The organism is Pseudomonas sp. FBCC-B1565, assembly GCF_059133265.1.
The window spans coordinates 4,147,193-4,167,472 of sequence record NZ_CP101438.1 but is presented as its reverse complement, the minus strand read 5'-3'; the positions used below and the strand labels follow the sequence as shown (position 1 = coordinate 4,167,472).

At 63.4% G+C, this 20,280-nt stretch carries 19 protein-coding genes; 12 read left to right on the top strand and 7 right to left on the bottom strand.

All coding sequences use genetic code 11. The features are described 5' to 3' along the window. Positions 1 to 6 precede the first annotated feature (6 nt). Genes NL123_RS19160 through araH form a run of 5 tightly spaced genes read left to right on the top strand, consistent with a single transcriptional unit; the run spans position 7 to position 6,002 of the window. Positions 7 to 1,587: an aldehyde dehydrogenase (NADP(+)) gene (locus tag NL123_RS19160; protein WP_248487774.1), complete on the top strand. Its 1,581-nt coding sequence runs from the start codon at positions 7 to 9 to the stop codon at positions 1,585 to 1,587. Between the two features lie 33 nt (positions 1,588 to 1,620). Beyond that, positions 1,621 to 2,484 (top strand): SMP-30/gluconolactonase/LRE family protein, encoded by an 864-nt coding sequence (locus NL123_RS19155; RefSeq protein WP_494356093.1) that lies wholly within the window; start codon positions 1,621 to 1,623, stop codon positions 2,482 to 2,484. A 36-nt stretch (positions 2,485 to 2,520) separates the two neighbouring features. Next, the gene (locus NL123_RS19150; protein WP_494356092.1) at positions 2,521 to 3,525 is read left to right on the top strand and encodes a substrate-binding domain-containing protein; all 1,005 of its coding nucleotides are present in this window, start codon (positions 2,521 to 2,523) and stop codon (positions 3,523 to 3,525) included. Then, positions 3,522 to 5,024, top strand: a complete 1,503-nt coding sequence (gene araG / locus NL123_RS19145) for an L-arabinose ABC transporter ATP-binding protein AraG (RefSeq protein WP_494356091.1) — start codon at positions 3,522 to 3,524, stop codon at positions 5,022 to 5,024. Before NL123_RS19150 ends, araG begins: the two co-directional genes overlap by 4 nt. 9 nt (positions 5,025 to 5,033) lie before the next feature. Then, a complete protein-coding gene (gene araH, locus NL123_RS19140; protein ID WP_248487778.1) occupies positions 5,034 to 6,002 on the top strand; it encodes an L-arabinose ABC transporter permease AraH in 969 nt (322 codons plus the stop codon). 116 nt (positions 6,003 to 6,118) lie between these two features. On the opposite strand, the gene NL123_RS19135 is transcribed toward araH, so the two are convergent. Beyond that, the gene (locus tag NL123_RS19135) at positions 6,119 to 7,267 is read right to left on the bottom strand and encodes an aldose epimerase family protein (protein WP_248487779.1); all 1,149 of its coding nucleotides are present in this window, start codon (positions 7,265 to 7,267) and stop codon (positions 6,119 to 6,121) included. A gap of 137 nt (positions 7,268 to 7,404) precedes the next feature. Here NL123_RS19135 and NL123_RS19130 point away from each other — a divergent pair, with 137 nt between their 5' ends. Then, positions 7,405 to 8,172, top strand: a complete 768-nt coding sequence (locus tag NL123_RS19130) for an SDR family NAD(P)-dependent oxidoreductase (protein ID WP_248487780.1) — start codon at positions 7,405 to 7,407, stop codon at positions 8,170 to 8,172. Positions 8,173 to 8,178: 6 nt separating this feature from the next. Here NL123_RS19130 and NL123_RS19125 read toward each other — a convergent pair whose 3' ends face one another. Further along, positions 8,179 to 8,775, bottom strand: a complete 597-nt coding sequence (locus tag NL123_RS19125) for a glutathione S-transferase family protein (protein WP_494356090.1) — start codon at positions 8,773 to 8,775, stop codon at positions 8,179 to 8,181. Between the two features lie 102 nt (positions 8,776 to 8,877). Next, positions 8,878 to 9,876 (bottom strand): AraC family transcriptional regulator, encoded by a 999-nt coding sequence (locus NL123_RS19120; protein ID WP_494358326.1) that lies wholly within the window; start codon positions 9,874 to 9,876, stop codon positions 8,878 to 8,880. Between the two features lie 64 nt (positions 9,877 to 9,940). Here NL123_RS19120 and NL123_RS19115 point away from each other — a divergent pair, with 64 nt between their 5' ends. Further along, on the top strand, positions 9,941 to 11,167 hold the full coding sequence (locus NL123_RS19115; protein ID WP_494356089.1) for an MFS transporter: 1,227 nt from the start codon (positions 9,941 to 9,943) through the stop codon (positions 11,165 to 11,167). Position 11,168: 1 nt separating this feature from the next. Here the strand turns inward: NL123_RS19115 and NL123_RS19110 are convergent, their stop codons facing one another. Then, complete coding sequence (locus NL123_RS19110) at positions 11,169 to 12,026, bottom strand: LysR substrate-binding domain-containing protein (RefSeq protein WP_494356088.1); 858 nt, start codon at positions 12,024 to 12,026, stop codon at positions 11,169 to 11,171. Positions 12,027 to 12,160: 134 nt separating this feature from the next. On the opposite strand from NL123_RS19110, the gene NL123_RS19105 reads away from it, so the two are divergent. From NL123_RS19105 to yghU, 5 genes are all read left to right on the top strand, one after another. Further along, complete coding sequence (locus tag NL123_RS19105) at positions 12,161 to 13,210, top strand: agmatine deiminase family protein (RefSeq protein WP_494356087.1); 1,050 nt, start codon at positions 12,161 to 12,163, stop codon at positions 13,208 to 13,210. Next, entirely contained in the window at positions 13,207 to 14,088 is an 882-nt protein-coding gene (gene aguB, locus NL123_RS19100; RefSeq protein ID WP_494356086.1) for an N-carbamoylputrescine amidase, read from the top strand. The genes NL123_RS19105 and aguB overlap by 4 nt, the downstream gene beginning before the upstream one ends. Beyond that, the gene (locus NL123_RS19095; RefSeq protein ID WP_494356085.1) at positions 14,085 to 15,161 is read left to right on the top strand and encodes an extracellular solute-binding protein; all 1,077 of its coding nucleotides are present in this window, start codon (positions 14,085 to 14,087) and stop codon (positions 15,159 to 15,161) included. Before aguB ends, NL123_RS19095 begins: the two co-directional genes overlap by 4 nt. Positions 15,162 to 15,314: 153 nt before the next feature. Then, positions 15,315 to 16,415 (top strand): agmatine deiminase family protein, encoded by a 1,101-nt coding sequence (locus NL123_RS19090; RefSeq protein WP_494356084.1) that lies wholly within the window; start codon positions 15,315 to 15,317, stop codon positions 16,413 to 16,415. Positions 16,416 to 16,459: 44 nt separating this feature from the next. Beyond that, positions 16,460 to 17,293: a glutathione-dependent disulfide-bond oxidoreductase gene (yghU, locus tag NL123_RS19085; protein WP_464708328.1), complete on the top strand. Its 834-nt coding sequence runs from the start codon at positions 16,460 to 16,462 to the stop codon at positions 17,291 to 17,293. 131 nt (positions 17,294 to 17,424) lie between these two features. Here yghU and NL123_RS19080 read toward each other — a convergent pair whose 3' ends face one another. Genes NL123_RS19080 through NL123_RS19070 form a run of 3 tightly spaced genes read right to left on the bottom strand, consistent with a single transcriptional unit; the run spans position 17,425 to position 20,151 of the window. Next, positions 17,425 to 18,351: a sugar ABC transporter substrate-binding protein gene (locus NL123_RS19080; RefSeq protein WP_494356083.1), complete on the bottom strand. Its 927-nt coding sequence runs from the start codon at positions 18,349 to 18,351 to the stop codon at positions 17,425 to 17,427. A 19-nt stretch (positions 18,352 to 18,370) separates the two neighbouring features. Then, a complete protein-coding gene (locus tag NL123_RS19075; protein ID WP_248487786.1) occupies positions 18,371 to 19,150 on the bottom strand; it encodes a TIM barrel protein in 780 nt (259 codons plus the stop codon). Next, complete coding sequence (locus tag NL123_RS19070; protein WP_494356082.1) at positions 19,147 to 20,151, bottom strand: Gfo/Idh/MocA family oxidoreductase; 1,005 nt, start codon at positions 20,149 to 20,151, stop codon at positions 19,147 to 19,149. Before NL123_RS19070 ends, NL123_RS19075 begins: the two co-directional genes overlap by 4 nt. Positions 20,152 to 20,280: the final 129 nt, after the last annotated feature.

Below are 20,280 nucleotides of genomic sequence, written 5' to 3'. Positions count from 1 at the left end.
AACCCCATGACTCAGTTTCTCGGCCACAACTACATCGGCGGCCAGCGCAGCGCCAACGGCAGCATCACGCTGAAAAGCGTCGACGCCAGCACCGGCGAAGCCTTGCCCCAGGACTTTTTCCAGGCCACGCCGCAGGAAGTCGACGCCGCCGCCAAGGCTGCCGCGCAGGCCTACCCTGCGTACCGCGCCTTGAGTGCCTCGCGCCGTGCACAGTTCCTGGATGCGGTGGCCGATGAGCTGGACGCGCTGGGGGATGATTTTGTCGAGCTGGTCTGCCGCGAAACCGCGCTGCCGGCCGCCCGCATCAAGGGCGAACGCGGACGTACCAGCGGCCAGATGCGCCTGTTTGCCACAGTGCTGCGTCGCGGTGATTTCTACGGTGCGCGCATCGACAAGGCACTGCCCGACCGCCAACCGCTGCCACGCCCGGACCTGCGTCAATACCGCATCGGCCTTGGGCCGGTGGCAGTGTTTGGCGCGAGCAACTTCCCCCTGGCGTTTTCCACGGCGGGCGGTGATACGGCGGCGGCTTTGGCGGCCGGCTGCCCGGTGGTGTTCAAGGCCCACAGCGGGCATATGGCGACTGCCGAACGCGTTGCCGATGCGATCATCCGCGCGGCCGAGGCTACCGAGATGCCGGCCGGTGTGTTCAATATGATCTTCGGCGGTGGCGTGGGTGAAGCGCTGGTCAAGCACCCGGCAATCCAGGCGGTGGGCTTTACCGGCTCACTCAAGGGCGGGCGTGCCTTGTGCGACATGGCGGCGGCGCGCCCGCAGCCGATCCCGGTGTTCGCCGAGATGTCGAGCATCAACCCAGTGATCGTATTGCCCCAGGCCCTGACAACGCGGGCCGACAGCGTGGCGCGCGACCTGACCGCCTCGGTGGTACAAGGCTGCGGCCAATTTTGCACCAACCCTGGCCTGGTGATCGGTATCGCGTCGCCCGCATTCACCGCGTTCACCCAGCAAGTCGCGCAACTGATCGGCGCGCAACCGGCGCAGACCATGCTCAACGCCGGCACCCTGGGCAGCTACGGCAAAGGCCTGGAAAAACTCCTGGCGCACCCGGGCATCCAGCACCTGGCGGGCAACCAGCAGGCCGGCCATCAGGCGCAACCACAGCTGTTCAAGGCCGATGTGAACCTGTTGATCGACGGTGATGAAGTGCTGCAGGAAGAAGTGTTCGGCCCCACCACCGTGTTCGTCGAAGTCGCCGACCAGGCCCAGCTCAGCGCCGCCTTGCACGGCCTGCACGGGCAACTCACGGCGACGATCATTGGCGAGCCGGCCGACCTGCAACAGTTCGCCGAACTCACGCCGCTGCTGGAGCAGAAGGTCGGGCGCATCCTGCTCAACGGCTACCCCACCGGTGTGGAAGTCTGCGATTCGATGGTGCATGGCGGCCCGTACCCGGCCACCTCGGATGCCCGTGGCACCTCGGTCGGCACCTTGGCCATCGAGCGTTTCCTGCGCCCGGTGTGCTTCCAGAATTACCCTGATAGCCTGCTGCCCGACGCGTTGAAAAACGCCAACCCGTTGCGTATCCAGCGGCTGGTGGATGGCACGCCATCCCGCGACCCGCTGTAACGCGCACCTGAGAACAACAATCCAGGAGGCATCATGTCGTGTATCGCCGTTACCCCGCACCGTGCGCAATTGGGCGAGGGACCGTTCTGGGACGCGCCCACCCAGGCGCTGTACTGGGTGAATATCGCCGGCAAACAGGCGCTGCGCCTGATGGGCGGGCAGTTGCGGGTGTGGCAGTTGCCCGAGCATGTCTCGGCGTTCATTCCGTGTGAACGCGGCGATGCCCTGGTGACCCTGAGCAGCGGCGTGTATCGCCTCGACCTGGTCACCGAGGCCCTGACCCTGCTGTGCGTGGCCGACCCGCAACCGGGCAACCGTGGCAACGAAGCACGCTGCGATGCCCAGGGTCGCCTGTGGCTGGGCACCATGCAGAACAACATCGGCGAGCAGGGTGAAGACCTGCCCATCACCCGGCGCTCCGGTGGCCTGTTCCGTATCGATGCCGATGCGCAGGTCACACCGTTGCTCAGCGGCCTGGGCATTCCCAACACCTTGCTGTGGAGTGATGACGGCCGCCACATGCATTTTGGCGACAGCCTGGACGCCACGCTGTACCGCCACGCTATCCAGCCGGACGGCCAACTCGAATCCGCGCAGGTGTGGTTCGGTCCCCATGAGCGTGGCGGGCCGGACGGTTCGGCCATGGATGTGGAAGGCTACATCTGGAACGCCCGCTGGGATGGCAGTTGCCTGCTGCGCCTCACGCCCGACGGCACCGTCGAGCGCATCATCGAACTGCCCGTCAGCCGCCCCACCAGTTGTGTGTTTGGTGGCCCGGACCTGACCACTCTGTACATCACCAGCGCGGCCAGCCCGTTGGATCACCCCTTGGATGGCGCGGTGTTGGCCATCGAGGTCGATGTGCCTGGAACACCCTGTCATCGCTTTGCCGGATAAGTCCCCGTTTAAAAACAACAACAAGGAGTCACCCGTATGAATCGTCGTCGTGGTTTGCGTTCCCTGTGCTGCGCCGCTGTGGCGGTCTCGGCCATGAGCTTGAGCGGGCTGTTGCTGGCCGCTGAAGAAGTGAAGATCGGTTTCCTGGTCAAGCAGGCCGAGGAGCCGTGGTTCCAGACTGAATGGGCCTTCGCCGAGAAAGCCGGCAAGGAACATGGCTTCACCGTGATCAAGATCGCCGTGCCCGATGGCGAGAAGACCCTGTCGGCCATCGATAGCCTGGCCGCCAACGGTGCCAAGGGCTTTGTGATCTGCCCGCCGGATGTGTCCCTCGGCCCGGCCATCGTCGCCAAGGCCAAGGCCAACGGTTTGAAAGTCATTGCCGTGGATGACCGCTTTGTCGACGCCAAGGGCAACTTCATGGAGGACGTGCCGTACCTGGGCATGGCGGCCTTTGAAGTGGGCCAAAAGCAGGGCGCCGCGATGGCGGCCGAAGCGAAAAAACGCGGCTGGGACTGGAAGGACACCTACGCGGTGATCAACACCTTCAACGAACTCGACACCGGCAAGAAACGCACCGACGGCTCGGTCAAATCCCTGGAAGAGGCCGGCATGCCCAAGGACCACATCCTGTTCACCGCCGCCAAGACCCTCGACGTACCCGGCAGCATGGACGCCACCAACTCGGCGCTGGTCAAGCTGCCCAGCGGCGCGAAAAACCTGATCATCGGCGGCATGAACGACAACACCGTGCTGGGCGGCGTACGCGCCACCGAAAGCGCCGGCTTCAAGGCGGCCAACGTGATCGGCATCGGCATCAATGGCACCGATGCCATTGGCGAACTGAAAAAGGCTGAAAGCGGCTTCTTTGGCTCGATGCTGCCCAGCCCGCATATCGAGGGCTACAACACTGCGAAGATGATGTTCGATTGGGTCATGAGAGGCACCGAGCCTGCGAAATACACGGCGATGGACGAAGTAACCCTGATCACTCGCGCCAACTTCAAGGAAGAACTGACCAAGATCGGGCTGTGGCAATGACCGCTGCCGTCCTGCAGTTTGACGGCATCGGCAAAACCTTCCCGGGGGTCAAGGCGCTGGATGGCATCAGCTTCAGCGCCCACCCTGGGCAGGTGCACGCCCTGATGGGCGAGAACGGTGCGGGCAAGTCGACGCTGCTGAAGATCCTCGGCGGCGCCTACATTCCCAGCAGCGGCACGCTGCGGATCGGCGCGCAGGCCATGGCCTTCCGAAACGCCGCCGACAGCATTGCCAGCGGCGTGGCGGTGATCCACCAGGAGTTGCACCTGGTGCCGGAAATGACAGTGGCCGAGAACCTGTTCCTCGGCCACTTGCCCTCGCGTTTTGGCGTGGTCAACCGGGGGCTCCTGCGCAAGCAGGCCCTCGCGTGCCTCAAGGGGCTGGCGGATGAAATCGACCCTGCCGAGAAACTCGGACGTCTGTCCCTGGGCCAGCGCCAATTGGTGGAAATCGCCAAGGCGCTGTCCCGTGGCGCCCAGGTGATCGCCTTTGACGAGCCCACCAGCAGCCTGTCGGCGCGGGAAATCGACCGCCTGATGGCGATCATCACGCGCCTGCGCGATGAGGGCAAAGTGGTGCTCTATGTGTCGCACCGCATGGAAGAAGTGTTCCGCATCTGCAACGCCGTCACGGTGTTCAAGGACGGTCGGTATGTGCGTACGTTCGAGGACATGAGCGCTTTGACCCACGACCAACTGGTGACCTGCATGGTCGGTCGCGACATCCAGGACATCTACGACTACCGCCCGCGTGAACACGGCGAAGTCGCGCTCAAGGTCGATGGCCTGCTCGGTCCCGGCTTGCGTGAACCGATCAGTTTCAGCGTGCGCAAGGGCGAGATCCTTGGCCTGTTCGGGCTGGTCGGGGCTGGGCGCACCGAGCTGTTCCGGCTGCTCAGCGGCCTGGAGCGCGCCAGTGCCGGCAGCCTGCATTTGTGCGGGCAGGCGCTGCAACTGCGCTCGCCCAGGGATGCCATCGCCGCCGGCGTGCTGCTGTGCCCGGAAGACCGCAAGAAAGAGGGCATCATTCCGCTGTCCAGCGTCGCCGAGAACATCAATATCAGCGCACGCAGTGCCCACTCCAGGTTCGGCTGGCTGCTGCGCGAGGGCTGGGAAAAGGGCAACGCCGACCAGCAGATCCAGGCCATGAAGGTCAAGACACCCAACGCCGCGCAGAAGATCATGTACCTGTCCGGTGGCAATCAGCAGAAGGCCATTCTCGGTCGCTGGCTGTCGATGCCGATGAAAGTCCTGCTGCTGGACGAACCGACCCGTGGCATCGATATCGGCGCCAAGGCCGAGATCTACCAGATCATCCATAACCTGGCGGCCCAGGGCATTGCGGTGATTGTGGTGTCCAGCGACCTGATGGAAGTGATGGGCATCTCCGACCGCATCCTGGTGCTGTGCGAAGGCGCGATGCGCGGCGAACAAACCCGCGAGCACGCTACCGAATCCAACCTGCTGCAACTGGCCCTGCCGCGCAGCGTGGCGAACTGAGAGACGACTATGACCACTCAACACAACGTGCTGCCCACGGCACGCAAGCCCCTGGATCTGCGGGCCTTGCTGGATAACTGGGCGATGCTGCTGGCGGCGGTGAGCATCTTTTTGCTGTGCGCCTTGCTGATCGACAACTTCCTGTCACCGCTGAACATGCGTGGCCTGGGCCTGGCGATTTCCACCGTGGGCATCGCGGCCTGCACCATGCTGTTCTGCCTGGCGTCGGGGCATTTCGACCTGTCGGTGGGCTCGGTGATCGCCTGCGCCGGGGTGGTGGCGGCGATTGTGATGCGCGACACCGACAGTGTCCTGCTCGGCATTGGCGCCGCCTTGCTGATGGGCCTGCTGGTGGGGCTGATCAACGGTATCGTGATCGCCAAGCTGCGGGTCAACGCGCTGATCACCACCCTGGCGACGATGCAGATCGTGCGCGGCCTGGCGTACATCTTCGCCAACGGCAAGGCGGTGGGTGTGTCCCAGGATCAGTTCTTCATCTTCGGCAACGGCCAGTTGCTGGGGGTGCCGGTGCCGATCCTGATCACGATCCTGTGCTTCCTGTTCTTTGGCTGGCTGCTCAACTACACCACCTACGGGCGCAACACCATGGCCATCGGCGGCAACCCGGAAGCGGCGTTGCTGGCGGGCGTGAATGTGGACCGCACCAAGATCCTGATCTTTGCCATGCACGGGGTGATCGGTGCGTTGGCCGGGGTGATCCTGGCGTCACGCATGACCTCCGGCCAGCCGATGATCGGCCAGGGCTTTGAGCTGACGGTGATCTCGGCCTGTGTGCTGGGCGGGGTGTCGTTGAGTGGTGGGGTGGGGATGATCCGCCATGTGATTGCCGGGGTGTTGATTTTGGCGATCATCGAGAATGCGATGAACCTGAAGAACATCGATACCTTCTACCAGTACGTGATCCGCGGCTCGATCCTGCTGCTGGCGGTGGTCATCGATCGCATGAAACAACGCTGATCCCAAGCCAAATGTAGTTCCAAATGTGGGAGGGGGCTTGCCCCCGATAGCGGTGTGTCAGTGTGCATCTCTGTCTTTGACACTCTGCTATCGGGGGCAAGCCCCCTCCCACAAGTTTAGTCGGCGGAGAATTTGAAGACGGTGTTCTGGGTGTAGGTCTGACCTGGGTTCAGGCGAGTGGATGCAAACTTGGGCTGGTTAGGCGCATCCGGAAAATGCTGGGTCTCCAGCGTAAAACCGCTCCAGTGCTGATAGGTCTTGCCAGCCTTGCCCTTCACCGATCCATCGAGGAAGTTGCTGGTATAAAACTGCACCCCAGGCTCCGTGGTAAACAGCTGCAAGCGCCGCCCCGAGGCAGGATCATGCACCTCGGCCGCCAACTGCTTCACATCACCCTGGGTGTCCAGCGCCCAGTTGAAGTCGAACCCACCCTGTTTCGGCTCGGCAAATTTGAGCTGTGGGTGATCGTCCTTGATGTGCTGGCCGATCGGCGTCGGCGTGAGGAAGTCCATCGGTGTGCCCTTGACCGGCGCCAGCTCGCCGGTGGGAATCAGCGTCGCATTCACCGGCGTGTAATGGCTGGCATGCAAGGTGGCGACCTGCTTGAGGATGTCGCCATTGCCCGCACCGGCCAGGTTGAAATAGCTGTGGTTGGTGAGGTTGAGCACCGTGGGTTTGTCGGTGGTGGCGGCGTAGTCGATGTGCAGTTCGTTGTTGTCGTTGAGGCGGTAGGTGACTTCGGTCTTCAGGTTGCCGGGGAAGCCCATTTCGCCATCCTTGGACAGGTAGGTGAGGGTCACGCCGACCGAGTCCTTGGCCTTGACCGGCGTGGCTTTCCACACCCGCTTGTCGAAGCCCTGGGCGCCGCCATGCAGCGAGTTGGGGCCGTCGTTGAGTGGCACCTGGTAGCGCTTGCCGTCGAGTTCGAAGGCGCCGCCGGCCAGGCGGTTGCCGAAACGACCGATGGTTGCGCCGAAGAACGCCGTACCGCTCTGATAGCCTTGCACGTCGTCAAAGCCCAGTACCACGTCGTCGAGCTTGCCATTTTTGTCCGGCACCTTCAGCGACTGCAACACGCCACCGTAGGTGATCACCGTGGCTTGCATGCCATGGCTGTTACGCAGGATGTACTGCTCGACGGCGGTGCCGTCATTGGTTTTACCGAACGCTTTGTGTTCGCTGGTAAGGCCCGCTGCCTGGGCGCCGCCGCTGGCGACCAGCATGGACAGGGCGAGGCCCGAAAGCAGGTAACGAGGATGCTTCATGGTCGAACTTCCTTTTGTTGTTTTGAGTGGAATAGTTCTACTAATGTGCGATATTTTGTCGATATGACAGCGAATTTATAGCCTTAAACCGCATTTTTGCAAAATAAAATAAGACTAATTAAGCGAGGCAACCTTTTATGACGACTCAGCACGCCATTTACCCCGACCTTGAAGGCAAAACCGTCCTGGTCTCCGGCGGTGCCTCGGGCATCGGCGAATTCATGGTGCGCGCCTTCGCGGCCCAAGGCGCCAAGGTCGGCTTTGTCGACCGCGCACAAAGCCAGGGCGAACGCCTGGCGGCGCTGTTGAGTTCGCGCGGGCACAGCGTGGAATTCGTCAATTGCGACATCACCGACGAGATAGCCTATAAAGCCGCCATCACTCGTTTCGAACACTCGCTGGGGCCGATCACCGTGCTGGTGAACAACGCCGCCAATGACGTGCGGCATACCTTGGAGGAGGTCGACTCGCAGATGTTCGACCAGCTGATCTCCGTCAACCTCAAGCACGCCTTCTTCGCCGCCAAGGCGGTGGTGCCAATGATGAAGGGCGCAGGCGGTGGGGCGATCATCAACCTCGGCTCGGTGGGCTGGATGATGGCTTCGGCCGGCTACCCGGTGTACGCCGCGAGCAAGGCCGCCGCCCACGGCATGACCCGCGCCCTGGCCCGGGAGCTGGGGCCGAGCCGCATCCGCGTGAACACGCTGGTGCCGGGTTGGGTGATGACGGAAAAACAACTGGCGATGTGGGTCGACGATGCCGCCAAGGAACTGATCAGCCGCAGCCAATGTTTGCCGGGGAGTGTGTTGCCGGAACACATCGCCAACATGGCGTTGTTTCTCGCCTCCGATGCCTCGGCGATGTGTTCGGCGCAGAACTTTATTGTGGATGGTGGGTGGGTGTAGGCCCGATCATTCGATCGGGTATTTTTTGAAAGCCGGGTGCTGTTCCAGGCGCTCGGCGTGGCGTTTGAGGTTGGGGAACGCATCGGCCTCGACCACCGACGCCACGGTGAACTGGCTGAACGACCAGGCGACTGCCGCCGTCAGGGAAGCCTGGGTCAATACGTCACTGTCAGGCAGTTGCTTTTCCAGCAGCGAGTAGGCCGCCAGCAACTGCCCGCTGACGCGATCCAGCCAGGGCGCATGCAGCTTTTCGGCCGGGCGCAGGTTGTGTTCGTAAACGATCTGCACGCTTTTCTCGCAGGCCGCCAGGGCCAGGCCAAGGATATGCAGGTCATGGGCACGGGCGTCGGGGGAAGGGGGCAGCAGCTTTTTGTCGGCCGGGGCCAGGGTTTCCAGATAGTCGAGGATCAGGCTGGAATCCATCAGCACCGTGCCGTCATCCAGCACCAGGGTCGGGGCCTTGACCACCGGGTTGATCTGGGCGAACTCGCTGAAGGTGCTGAACACCGACAGTGGTTCATGCACAAAATCCACGCCGTACAGGTCCAGGGAAATGGCCACGCGGCGTACGTAGGGCGAGTCCAGCATGCCGATCAGTTTCATGAAGCCTCCGTTGCTCACAAGGTGATGGCTCCAGAGAGTAAGGGCACAGGATCGGCATGCGCAATGACTGAATGTTGCCTGCAAAGGTCAGGCTGCGGTCATTCAGGCAGGACGCCTGATGTTCTGCCGGCTGGCCCCCGGTGGCTGGCCGGTAATGCGCTTGAATGCACGACTGAACGCCGCCTGGGAGGTGTAGCCCAGGCGCAGCGCCACTTCTTCGATGGGTAAACGCTCCAGGGTCAGCCATTGGCTGGCCAGGCGCATGCGCAGTTCCGTCATGTAGCGCAGTGGCGGGATACCCAAGGTCGCCTGGAAGCGTTCGGCGAATACCGAGCGGGAGGTATAACACTGCGCGGCCAGTTCGGCCACGCTCCAATCGCGCCCGGGCTGCTGGTGCAGGACGAGCAGGGCGCCCGCCAACCGTGGGTCGCGCAACGCTGCCACCAAACCCGACGCATTGCCGCAGGCACACTCCACCCAACCCCGCACAATCATGGCGGCCACCACATCGGCCAGGCGCGTGAGGATGCCGGGGTAGCCGACGCGAGCCGTGGCGACTTCGCGTTCCATCACCGCCAGGATCGGCATCAGGCCGGGGTAACGCTGGCCCTGGGCATCGATCAGCATCAAGGCCGGCATCAGGCTGCCCAGCCCCTGGAGACTGCCGAGTTCGAACTCCATGCAGGCACTGAACAGCAAGGTACGTGGCGGCGAGTCCGGTGATGCATCCACAGCGCAGACGCTATCGCCCAGCGACGTCGCGTCAAAGCCTCCGATGTCCTGCACCGGCCTGTCCGCACTGGACAGCAGCGCATGGGCACCGCCGTGGGAGATGAACACGGCATTGCCCGCGGACAATTCGAACAGGCTGTCGTCGTCGGTGCGCAGGGTGGCTGTCCCTGCGGCAAGGAAATGGAAGTAGGCATGCCCCGGTCTGGCGTCAAAGCCCATGCCGAAGCTCGGCCCGGCCTGGATACGCCGGTACTGCACGCCGCGCAGGCGCATGCCGCGCAGCAGTTCGTCGATAAGGTCGGAGGACAGGGTGAACGGGGCCGCTGCAGTCATGTTCGGGGTTTCAGTCAAAAACTCAAGGGTTTGCATCATAGATCATCCGGTTTGGCAAACCTAGACTGGCCGTCGTGCTAATGACCGAGGATGTCGTGTGATGAATGATTGTGTAGCCCAAGCTGCTCACCCTGCCCAGGTGGCGCCCGATGCGCCCGCCTGGATGGCGGTGTTTTCCCTGGCCATGGGGGTGTTCGGCTTGTTGACGGCCGAATACCTGCCGGCCAGCCTGCTGACGCCAATGGCGATGGACCTTGGCGTGTCGGAGGCGCTGGCCGGGCAGGCCGTGACTGTGACGGCGGTGGTGGCGTTGTTCGCCGGGTTGCTGGTGCCGGGCCTGACGCGTGGAATCGACCGGCGCGTGGTGCTGCTGGGTTTTTCCCTGCTGATGATTGCTTCCAACCTGTTGGTGGCGTTTTCTTCCGGCCTGGCGGTGCTGCTGTTGATGCGCATCCTGCTGGGGGTTGCCCTGGGCGGCTTCTGGAGCATGGCGGCGGCGGTCGCGATGCGCCTGGTGCCGGCGGCGCTGCTGCCCCGGGCGCTGTCGATCATCTTCAGTGGGATTGCCGTGGGCACGGTGGTTGCCGTGCCGCTGGGCAGCTACCTCGGCGGCGTGTACGGCTGGCGCAGTGCATTTGTGGCAGCGGCAGCGGTCGGCACCGTGACGCTGGTGTTCCAGCTGTTCACGCTGCCGCGCCTGGCTCCCACGGGCAGTGCACGCTTGCGCACGGTGCTGGATGTGCTGCTGCGTCCAGGCATCGCCATCGGCATGTTGGGCTGCGTGCTGGTGCACACCGGGCACTTTGCGTTGTTCACCTACATCCGGCCCTTCCTGGAAAGCACCACGGGCGTGGGCACCGAAGGGCTGGCCTTGATGCTGCTGGGCTTCGGCGCCGCCAATTTCGTCGGCACGCTGTTGGCCGGTTGGATGCTGGTGCGTTATCCACGCGGCACGCTGGTGCTGATGCCGGTGTTGGTAGGCGTCGCGGCGCTGGCCCTGGTGTTGCTGCCGGCCTCGCTGTCAGGCCAGGCGTTGCTGCTGGCACTGTGGGGCATGGCCTTTGGCGGGGTGCCTGTGGCGTGGTCGAACTGGGTGGCCCGCGCTGTACCGGATCAAGCTGAAAGTGCCGGCGGCATGGTGGTGGCGTCCGTGCAATCGGCCATTGCGGCGGGCGCGGCCGGAGGGGGCGCGATGTTCAGTCTCAGTGGCATCAGCGGCGTGTTTCTCGGCGCCGGTGTGTTGATGCTGTTGGCTGCCTTGTTGATCGCACTGCGGGTGCAGGTGCCACGCACCGAGCCGGGCGTTGGTGCGGCGCTGCACCTGTGAACTAGCCGGCCAGGTTGGCCAGCAGCCACGCCGTGAAACTTCGCGCCAGCGGGTCATGCTCGCTGTCGCGGTGGGTCAGCATTGCCCAGCTTGGTCCGCGAATGGTCGCCTCGACCAGGGGCGTGAGCAACCCATCCGTGTGCGCCTGGCGGCTGAGCAACTGGCTGACCAGGCCAATCCCCAATCCGGTACACACCGCGTCGAGCAGCAAACCAGGGTCGGAAAAATTCAGGCCCTGGTCCTGCTGCCCCACATCGACCCCGGCTTCCACCGCCCAATGGCTCCAGTCCATTTCCCGCTCACCGTGCAGGGTGGTGCACTGTTCCCTGGGCTGCTTCAACAGCCGTGGGTGGCAGGCGGGAAACAAGCGGTCTGCATGCAGCACCTTGAAGCTGCATTCGGCCTGGGAGCTGATGTCGTCGCGCACCGCCAGGTCGATGGTCTGGCTGGCCATGTCGGGCACTTCGTCGGTGCTGAAGATCCACAGGTCGACTTCCGGGTGTTGCTGGCGGAAATCCGCGAGCCGTGGCAGCAACCAATGGCGTGCAAAGGTCGGCGTGGTGTTGAGCACCAGTTGATTGGGCTTGCGGTACTGCCCCAGGCGCCGCACGCCCACCGCCAGTTGCTGCAACAGCGCCTGGGTGGTGCTGAGGAAATCATGCCCGGCGTCGGTCAGGGCCACGCTGCGCCCGCTGCGGAAAAACAGCGGCTGTTCCAGGTACGCCTCCAGGCTGCGGATCTGCTGGCTGATCGCCGATTGGGTCAGGTGCAACTCTTCGGCGGCCTTGTGGAAACTGCCCAGTCGGGCGGCGGCTTCAAAGCCACGCAGGGTGCCGAGCGGCGGCCAGTGATTGAGCATGCTGATAAGTTCCTCTAATCAGTTTTCTACAAAATCCATCGTTTGTCCGGCGTTGTGAGCCGCCATAGCATGTACCCCAAGACTCCGTGGGCAGTTTTTACTGAACACAATGACTTAACTGAAGGGTACTTGTCATGCAGCACAATGCAATGCAAAACAACAGTTGGTGGATGCCTGCGGAGTGGGCCAGGCATGCGGCGACCTGGATGGTCTGGCCGCACAACCAGGGCCTGTGGGAAACCACCTGGGGCGTGACCCTGGCGCAGGTGCAGCAGGATTTTGCGCGGGTGGCCAATGCGATTGCGCGCTTTGAACCGGTGAAGATGATTGTTGATCCATCGGCTGTAGTCGGCGCCAAGGCGCTGTGCGGGCCGGGCATCGAGTTGATCGAACAGGCCGTGAACGACAGCTGGTGCCGCGACTCCGGCCCGACCTTTGTCTGCCACCCGCAACTGGGTACCGCCGGGGTGAGCTGGCGCTTCAACGCTTGGGGCGGCAAGTCGGCCCACGACCTGGACGAAAGCCTGGCGCGCCGGGTGCTCAACCACCTGGGGCTGGAGTGCTTCGGTACGCCCCTGGGCAATGAAGGCGGTGCCATCCATGTGGACGGCGAAGGCACGCTGATCACCACTGAATCAGTGCTGCTCAATCCCAACCGCAACCCCGGCATGAACAAGGCCGAGATGGAAGAGATCTTTGCGCGCCTGCTGGGCATCAAGAAGACCATTTGGTTGCCCGGCGACCCGGACTACGTCACGGGCGACATGACTGACGGGCATGTTGATGGTGTCTGCGCATTTGCCCGCCCTAGCGTGTTGCTGGTCGATGCGACTCACGATCAAAGCTCTGTATACGCCGAAGTGGTGCGCGAAAACCGTCGCGCCCTGGAACTCGCCACCGACGCCCAAGGTCGCCGTTTCGAGCTGATCGAGCTGTATGAAGCCACTGATGCGGTCGACACCGACGCCGAGGTGTTCTGCGCCTCCTACACCAATTTCTACATCGCCAACGGCGCAATCATCATGCCGGCCTATGGCATTGCAGCCGATCAGGTCGCGGCTGAAGTCTTGGTCCAAGCATTCCCTGGTCGCGAGATCGTACCGGTGCAGATCAACTACCTGGCCCATGGCGGCGGTGGGGTGCATTGCATCACTCAACAACAACCGGCGTGGGTGAAGCCATGAGCCTCTTGACGATTGCTACCACCCAGATGCCCTGCACCTGGGACCTGCCCGGCAACCTCGACCGTGCCGAGCAGCTAGTGCGCGACGCGGCGGCGCAGGGCGCGCAGGTGATCCTGTTGCAGGAACTGTTCACTACGCCGTATTTCTGCATCGAACAGCACCACAAGCATCTGGCGCTGGCCGAGGAATACGCGCACAGCCACGTACTCAAACGATTTGCCGCCCTGGCCCGGGAGCTGGGCGTGGTACTGCCGCTCAGCTGGTTCGAAAAGGCCGGCAATGCCTTCTTCAACTCCCTGAGCGTGGCGGATGCCGATGGGCGCTTGCTCGGCGTGTACCGCAAGACCCACATCCCGAATGCCATCGGCTATCAGGAGAAAGAGTATTTCAGCCCCGGCGATACCGGGTTCCGCGTGTGGGACACCGCGTTCGGGCGCCTCGGTGTGGGCATCTGCTGGGATCAGTGGTTTCCCGAAACCGCACGCTGCCTGGCGCTGCAAGGCGCCGAAGTGCTGCTGTTCCCCACCGCCATCGGCTCGGAACCCGGCTGTGCCACGCTCGACTCACGGGACCATTGGCAGATGACCATGCGCGGCCACGCGGCAGCGAATCTGTTGCCGGTGGTGGCGGCCAATCGCGTCGGGCGTGAGGTGGCGACCACCGACCCGAGCCTGCAAATGGACTTCTACGGCTCATCGTTCATCTGCGACCACAAGGGCAAGCTGCTGGCCGAAGCGGATCGCGACTCCACCGGCGTGTTGTTGCATGGCGTGGACCTGTCCGCCATGCGTGAGGAGCGCCTGACATGGGGCATCTATCGCGACCGTCGCCCTGAGATGTACAGCGGCCTCCTGACCCTGGACGGGCGCCCATCATGAAGCGGCTATTGAGTTGTGCGCTGATCATGACGAGTGTCTGCGCCTCGGCCGACGACAAAACCCTCAAGCTCTATAACTGGGCCGACTATTTCGCCGCCGACACCCTGTCCAAATTCACCGCCGAGACCGGCATCCGGGTGATCTACGACGTGATGGACGGCAGCGAAACCCTGGAAGCCAAGTTGATGGCCGGCGGCAGTGGCTACGACCTGATCTTCCCTGGTGATACCGTGGCCGAACGCCTGATGCGCGCCGGCAGTCTGCAAGCACTGGACCCCGCCAAGCTCAGCGCCATGAGCGACATCGAGCCGGGCCTGCAGAAACTGCGCACCCATTACGTCAACTCCAACAAAGCCACGGTGCCCTACACCTGGGGCACCATCGGCCTGACCTACAACACCGCGCAGATCCAACAGCGAATGCCGAATGCGCCGGTCAACAGCCTCGATTTGCTGTTCAAGCCGGAGAACGCGGCCAGGTTCGCTGATTGCGGCATCTCGCTGATCGACTCGCCGGACGAAGTGCTCGCGGTGGTGCTCAACTACCTGGGCCGCGACCCGCGCAGTGCCAAGCGCGAGGACCTGGCGGCGGCCAGCGAGCTGCTGCTCAAGCTGCGGCCCTACATCCGCAAGTTCCAGTCGCAACCGGTGACCGACCTGGTCAATGGCAACCTGTGCCTGTCCCTCGGCTACAGCGGCGACATGACCCAGGCCCAGCGCGCCGCCGATGCTGCCGGCAAAGCGGTGACCTTTGGTTATCACATCCCCCGTGAAGGCACCACCGTGTGGATGGACACCATGGCCATCCCGGTCGATGCGCAGCACCCGGAATACGCCTATGCGTTCATCAACTTCGTGATGCGCCCGCAAAACATGGCCGCCATCACCAACCTCACCGGCTACCCGACCGCGAACGCCAAGGCGCGGCCGGACGTGGAGGCGAGCATGCGCGACAACCCGGATATCTACCCGGACGCAGCGACCTTCGAACGGTTGATCGCCGGCAAGGACATCCCCCAGGCCGACATGCGTGCACGCATGCGGGTTTGGACTAAATTCAAGACGGCCCTGTGATTGAGATGTTTGTTGTGGTGAGCCGACTTGCTGTGGTGAGCGGGCTTGCCCCGCGCTGGAGTGCGCAGCGCTCCCGCTTTTTCGGGGCCGCTTCGCACCCCAGCGCGGGGCAAGCCCGCTCACTACAGACCTGTACCCTACGTTGAGGATTTTATGCCAACCCGTCGCACTTTCATCAAACACGCCAGCGTGGTCTGCGCCATGACCCTGATCGCCCCGCACATCCGTGCCGCTACCCGCGGCCGTTTCTACATGCCCGACGAGGGCGAAAAACATCGCCAGGCCTTCATCGCCTTTGGGGCCCAGGACGCCATCTGGGAGGACTTCACCGCCGATGTGCAAGCTGCCCTTGGCCGTATTGCCCGGGCGATTGCCGAGCATGAACCGGTCACGGTGTTCTGCCGCGAAGATGAGCGTGGGCTGGCCGAACAGCACTGCGGCACCCGCAATATCACCTTCGTGGAAACCGAGCTGGATGACATCTGGATGCGCGACACCGGTGCCAATTTTGTCATCGACGGCACCGGCGGCCTGGGCGCGGTGGACTTCAACTTCAACGGCTGGGGCGATAAGCAGCAGCATGCCGATGATGCGTTGCTGGCTGCACAGATCGCCGAAGCAACCGGCGCCCGGCCTATACGCAGCGAACTGGTGGGCGAGGGCGGGGGCATCGAGGTGGATGGCCTGGGCACCGGCATCATGACCGAAAGCAGCTGGATCAACCGCAATCGCAACCCGGACTGGAGCAAGGCCGAGGTCGAGGCCGAACTCAAGGAGCGCCTGGGCCTGCGCAAGATCATCTGGCTGCCGGGTATCAAGGGCAAGGACATCACCGATGCCCATGTCGACTTCTATGCACGTTTTGTCTCGCCTGGCGTGGTGCTGGCCAACCTCGACACCGACCCCGAGTCCTACGACCACAAGGTCACCCTGGCGCACCTGGAAATCCTCAAGCAGGCCACCGACGCAGACGGTCGCCCGTTGCAGGTGCATACGGTGTCACCACCGCTGAACCCGCGCAAAAGCCAATTCAGCCGGAGCAACGAGGACTTCGCTGCCGGCTATATCAATTATTTCGTGATCAACGGCGCGGTGATTGCGCCTGAATTCGGCGACCCGGTGGCAGATCGCAAGGCATTGGAGCTGCTGTCGCGCCTTTACCCGAATCGCAGGGTGGTGCAGCTCAATATCGATGCGATCGCGGCGGGCGGCGGTGGCATTCACTGTGTGACGAGCCATCAACCTTTGGTTTAGTCTGGAGCGCTTCGCTAATCGCAAACGCCTCTGGAGCCGTCAGCATGACCGATTACGTACCCCCGAAAGTGTGGACCTGGGACACCGAGAATGGCGGCACGTTCGCCAGCATCAACCGTCCCATTGCCGGCGCCACCCATGACAAGGAACTGCCGGTGGGCAAGCATCCGCTGCAGCTGTATTCCCTGGCCACGCCCAACGGGCAGAAGGTCACGATCCTGCTGGAAGAGCTGTTGGCCCTCGGGCACAGCGGCGCGGAGTACGATGCCTGGCTGATCAAGATCGGTGACGGCGACCAGTTCGGCAGCGGCTTCGTGGGGGTGAACCCGAACTCCAAGATCCCGGCACTGCTGGACCGCAGCGGCGCCACGCCGATTCGGGTGTTCGAGTCCGGAGCGATCCTGCAATACCTGGCCGAGAAGTTCGGTGCGTTCTTCCCTACCGAACCGGCGGCCCGTGCCGAATGCCTGTCGTGGTTGTTCTGGCAGATGGGTAGCGCGCCCTACCTGGGCGGTGGTTTCGGCCATTTCTATGCGTATGCGCCGAGCAAGATGGAATACGCGATCAACCGCTTTGCCATGGAGACCAAGCGTCAGCTCGATGTGCTCGACCAGCGCCTGGCGGTGAGCGAATACATCGCGGGTGATGAGTACACCATCGCCGATATCGCGATCTGGCCGTGGTATGGCGGGTTGGTCAAAGGCCGTTTGTATGGCGCGGCGGAGTTCCTCTCAGTGCATGAGTACAAGCATGTGTTGCGCTGGGCGGATGCGATTGAAGCACGGCCGGCGGTGCAGCGTGGGCGGCGGGTCAACCGGGTGTCCGGTGAGCCCCATGAGCAACTGGCCGAGCGGCATGACGCCAGCGACCTGGACTAAAGGCCTGACGCGGTAAGAACTGTGGGAGCGGGCTTGCTCGCGAATACGGAGTGTCAGTCAACAGATCCATTGGCTGATCCACCGCAATCGCGAGCAAGCCCGCACACACATTTGGATTTGTGTATTTCACTCTACTTGTAGCGCTGCTCAAACACTGCCACCTGCTCGGGCTTGATCAGCTCGAACGGCACCCACACCTGCGGCTCAATCGCCTCGCCCTTGATCATCCGCACCGCCGCCTGCACGGCCTGGGTGGCCTGGGCCTTCGGGTCCTGGAACACCGACGCCGTCAGCAAGCCGCGCTTGATCGCCGCCAGCCCGTCGGGCAAGCCATCAATGCCCACAATTGCCACATCGCCCTTGGCTTTACCCGCTTGCTGTAAAGCCATGGCCGCACCAATCGCCATTTCATCGTTGTTGGCCACGATGGCATCGAACGGCGTGCCCGCCAGCAGCCAGTTGCTGGTCAGGTCCATGCCCTTGCTGCGCTGCCATTCAGCGCTTTGCTGCTCGACGATCTTGATCCCGGGAAAGTCCTTGAGCACCTGTTTGGCGCCCTCTGTGCGGTCATGGGTGGCGTTCTGTGCGAGGTCGCCCATGATGATCGCCACGTTGCCCTTGCCGCCGAGTTTTTCCGCCAGGTAGCGCATCTGCAACTGCCCGGCCTCGATGTCGTTGGAGGCCACGGTGACCACGCCTTTGGGCAGGGTGCGTTCGTCCGGGTGGCGGTTGACGTACACCAGCGGTGTCTTCGCCGCCACGGCGGCGCGGGTCATGTTGGCGGTGGCGGCGGTGTCCACCGGCAGCACGATCACCGCGTCGACCTTCTGATTGAGAAAGCCTTCGACCTGATTGAGCTGGCGCACCACGTCGCCCTGGGCGTCTTCGAACTGGATCTGCACGTCCTGCTGCTTGGCGGCGGCTTCCAGACCGGTGCGCACGTAGGTCATGAAGTTGTCGTCGACCCGGGCAATGCTCACGCCGATGCGATAAGCGGCGAAGGTCCATTGGCTGAACAGCAGCAACAGCGTGGCAGCAAGCAATGAATAGCGGTTCATAAGGGGGTTCCTTTTATTGTTATAGGGTGAACGCCTGGCGGAAACGTGCCAGGGCCAACTCACTGTCACCGCTGGCCCAGCCTTCCAGGCCGACCACGCCGCTGTAGCCCATGGCATGCAAGGCCCTGGCGATGGCCGGGTAGTGGATTTCGCCGGTGCCGGGCTCCTGGCGTCCCGGCACGTCGGCCACCTGGATTTCACCGATGTGCGGGCCGGCGCGCTGGATCAGCTCGATCAGGTTTCCTTCGCCGATCTGCGCGTGGTACAGGTCCAGGTTCATCTTCAAATGCGGGCTGCCCACGGCCTTGATCAACGCCAGAGTGTCGTCGGCGCGGGCGAATGGCGTGCCGGGGTGATCGACCTCGGTGTTGAGGTTTTCCAGCAGGAACACACGGCCGGCGTCCTGCCCCAGGCGGGCGATTTTTTCCAGGGTCTTGCAGGCGCTCAGCCACATGCGCCCGGTGGTCCGGCTCACCGGTTGAACGGGCAGGCCGCCTTCGCCCAGGCCGGTGCCGTGCAGGTTGAGGCTGGGGCAACTCAACCGCTCGGCTACCCCCAGGGATTCGCGGGCGCTGTCGAGCAGTTGGCGGATGCCATCGGGGTCGGTGAGGGTGCCGCTGATGTAGCCGGTCATGGAGGTGAAGTCGGCGCCGGTGGCGGCCAGGGCGGCGATGTCCTTGTCTGTCCAGTTCCAGATTTCGGCGCTGAACCCCAGCGCGTGAATGCGCTTTACGCGCTCGACAAAGGGCAGGTCGAGAAACACCATCTCGGCGCTGACCGCCAGCTTGAACGGGCTCATACCGCCACCGCCTTGCCGGTTTCGAACGACTCGATGCACGCACGGGCAATCGCCAGGGCTGCGCGCGCGTCTTCGCCACTGGCCATCGGTTTGGCGCCGCTGCGCAGGCAGTCGACAAAGTGGTTGAGCTCGGCGATGTAGGCGTCGCGCAACAGGTCGGTGTCCAGGCGCTGGGTGTCGGCCTGGATGCCTTGGGCGAGGTAGCGCACCAAGTCGGACTCGTTAAGGCTGCCCATGCTCAGCATGCCGGCGCTGCCGAACACTTCGCCGCGCACGTCGTAGCCATACACGGCCTGGAAATTGGCTTCGGCAGTGGCGATGGCGCCGTTGTCGAAGCGGATCGCAACCACAGCGGTGTCGAGGAAGCCTTTGTTTTTGTAATCGGGCGCGATCAGTGCGTCAGCCATCACGTAGACCTGCACCGCCTCGGCGCCGGGGTTGAGGTAGCGCAGCGTGTCGAAATCGTGGATCAGGGTCTCGAGGAAGATCACCCATTGCGGCGAAGCGGCCGGGTTGTTCAGCGCCGGGTCGCGGGTCAGCGAGCGCAGCAGCTGCGGGGTGCCGATGCGGCCGGCGGCGACGTCGAGGTGCGCGGTGCGAAAGCTCTTGGCGAAACGCCGGTTGAAACCGACCTGCAGCGGCACCCGCGCATCGGCCGCGGCCGCGATGGCACGGTCGGCCTCATCCAGGGTGATGGCCATGGGTTTTTCGCAGAAGATCCCTTTGCCCGCGCGGGCCGCGCTGATCACCAGCTCGGCGTGGCTGCGGGCGGGGGCGGCGATGAGTACGCCGTCGATGTCCGGGTCGTCGAGCAATTGTTGAGGGTCGGTGTAAACCTTGCTCACGCCCAGTTCAGCGGCGAGGCGGGCGGCCTGGCCTGGCGTCGGGTCGGCAATCGCCGCCAGGCTGGCGCCGGGGATATGCCGAGCGGCGGTCAGGCCGTGGAAGCTGCCCATGCGACCGGCACCGATCAAACCCAGGCGGATGTGCTGTGTACTCATGAAATAACCCCTTGTTGTTATTGGCCCCAGGACGGTCCTGGTGGGCGAAGGGGTAGGAGCAAGGCTTGTGCCAATTCATAACACATTGATAAATAGCGATTTATTATTATTCATAAGCAAATAGTGTTC

Bases quoted from the DNA above. Each gene is read 5' to 3' on its own strand.
- NL123_RS19160 (WP_248487774.1), top strand. From the start codon at position 7: ATGACTCAGTTTCTCGGCCACAACTACATCGGCGGCCAGCGCAGCGCC.
- NL123_RS19155 (WP_494356093.1), top strand. From the start codon at position 1,621: ATGTCGTGTATCGCCGTTACCCCGCACCGTGCGCAATTGGGCGAGGGA.
- NL123_RS19150 (WP_494356092.1), top strand. From the start codon at position 2,521: ATGAATCGTCGTCGTGGTTTGCGTTCCCTGTGCTGCGCCGCTGTGGCG.
- araG (WP_494356091.1), top strand. From the start codon at position 3,522: ATGACCGCTGCCGTCCTGCAGTTTGACGGCATCGGCAAAACCTTCCCG.
- araH (WP_248487778.1), top strand. From the start codon at position 5,034: ATGACCACTCAACACAACGTGCTGCCCACGGCACGCAAGCCCCTGGAT.
- NL123_RS19135 (WP_248487779.1), bottom strand. From the start codon at position 7,267: ATGAAGCATCCTCGTTACCTGCTTTCGGGCCTCGCCCTGTCCATGCTG.
- NL123_RS19130 (WP_248487780.1), top strand. From the start codon at position 7,405: ATGACGACTCAGCACGCCATTTACCCCGACCTTGAAGGCAAAACCGTC.
- NL123_RS19125 (WP_494356090.1), bottom strand. From the start codon at position 8,775: ATGAAACTGATCGGCATGCTGGACTCGCCCTACGTACGCCGCGTGGCC.
- NL123_RS19120 (WP_494358326.1), bottom strand. From the start codon at position 9,876: ATGCAAACCCTTGAGTTTTTGACTGAAACCCCGAACATGACTGCAGCG.
- NL123_RS19115 (WP_494356089.1), top strand. From the start codon at position 9,941: ATGAATGATTGTGTAGCCCAAGCTGCTCACCCTGCCCAGGTGGCGCCC.
- NL123_RS19110 (WP_494356088.1), bottom strand. From the start codon at position 12,026: ATGCTCAATCACTGGCCGCCGCTCGGCACCCTGCGTGGCTTTGAAGCC.
- NL123_RS19105 (WP_494356087.1), top strand. From the start codon at position 12,161: ATGCAGCACAATGCAATGCAAAACAACAGTTGGTGGATGCCTGCGGAG.
- aguB (WP_494356086.1), top strand. From the start codon at position 13,207: ATGAGCCTCTTGACGATTGCTACCACCCAGATGCCCTGCACCTGGGAC.
- NL123_RS19095 (WP_494356085.1), top strand. From the start codon at position 14,085: ATGAAGCGGCTATTGAGTTGTGCGCTGATCATGACGAGTGTCTGCGCC.
- NL123_RS19090 (WP_494356084.1), top strand. From the start codon at position 15,315: ATGCCAACCCGTCGCACTTTCATCAAACACGCCAGCGTGGTCTGCGCC.
- yghU (WP_464708328.1), top strand. From the start codon at position 16,460: ATGACCGATTACGTACCCCCGAAAGTGTGGACCTGGGACACCGAGAAT.
- NL123_RS19080 (WP_494356083.1), bottom strand. From the start codon at position 18,351: ATGAACCGCTATTCATTGCTTGCTGCCACGCTGTTGCTGCTGTTCAGC.
- NL123_RS19075 (WP_248487786.1), bottom strand. From the start codon at position 19,150: ATGAGCCCGTTCAAGCTGGCGGTCAGCGCCGAGATGGTGTTTCTCGAC.
- NL123_RS19070 (WP_494356082.1), bottom strand. From the start codon at position 20,151: ATGAGTACACAGCACATCCGCCTGGGTTTGATCGGTGCCGGTCGCATG.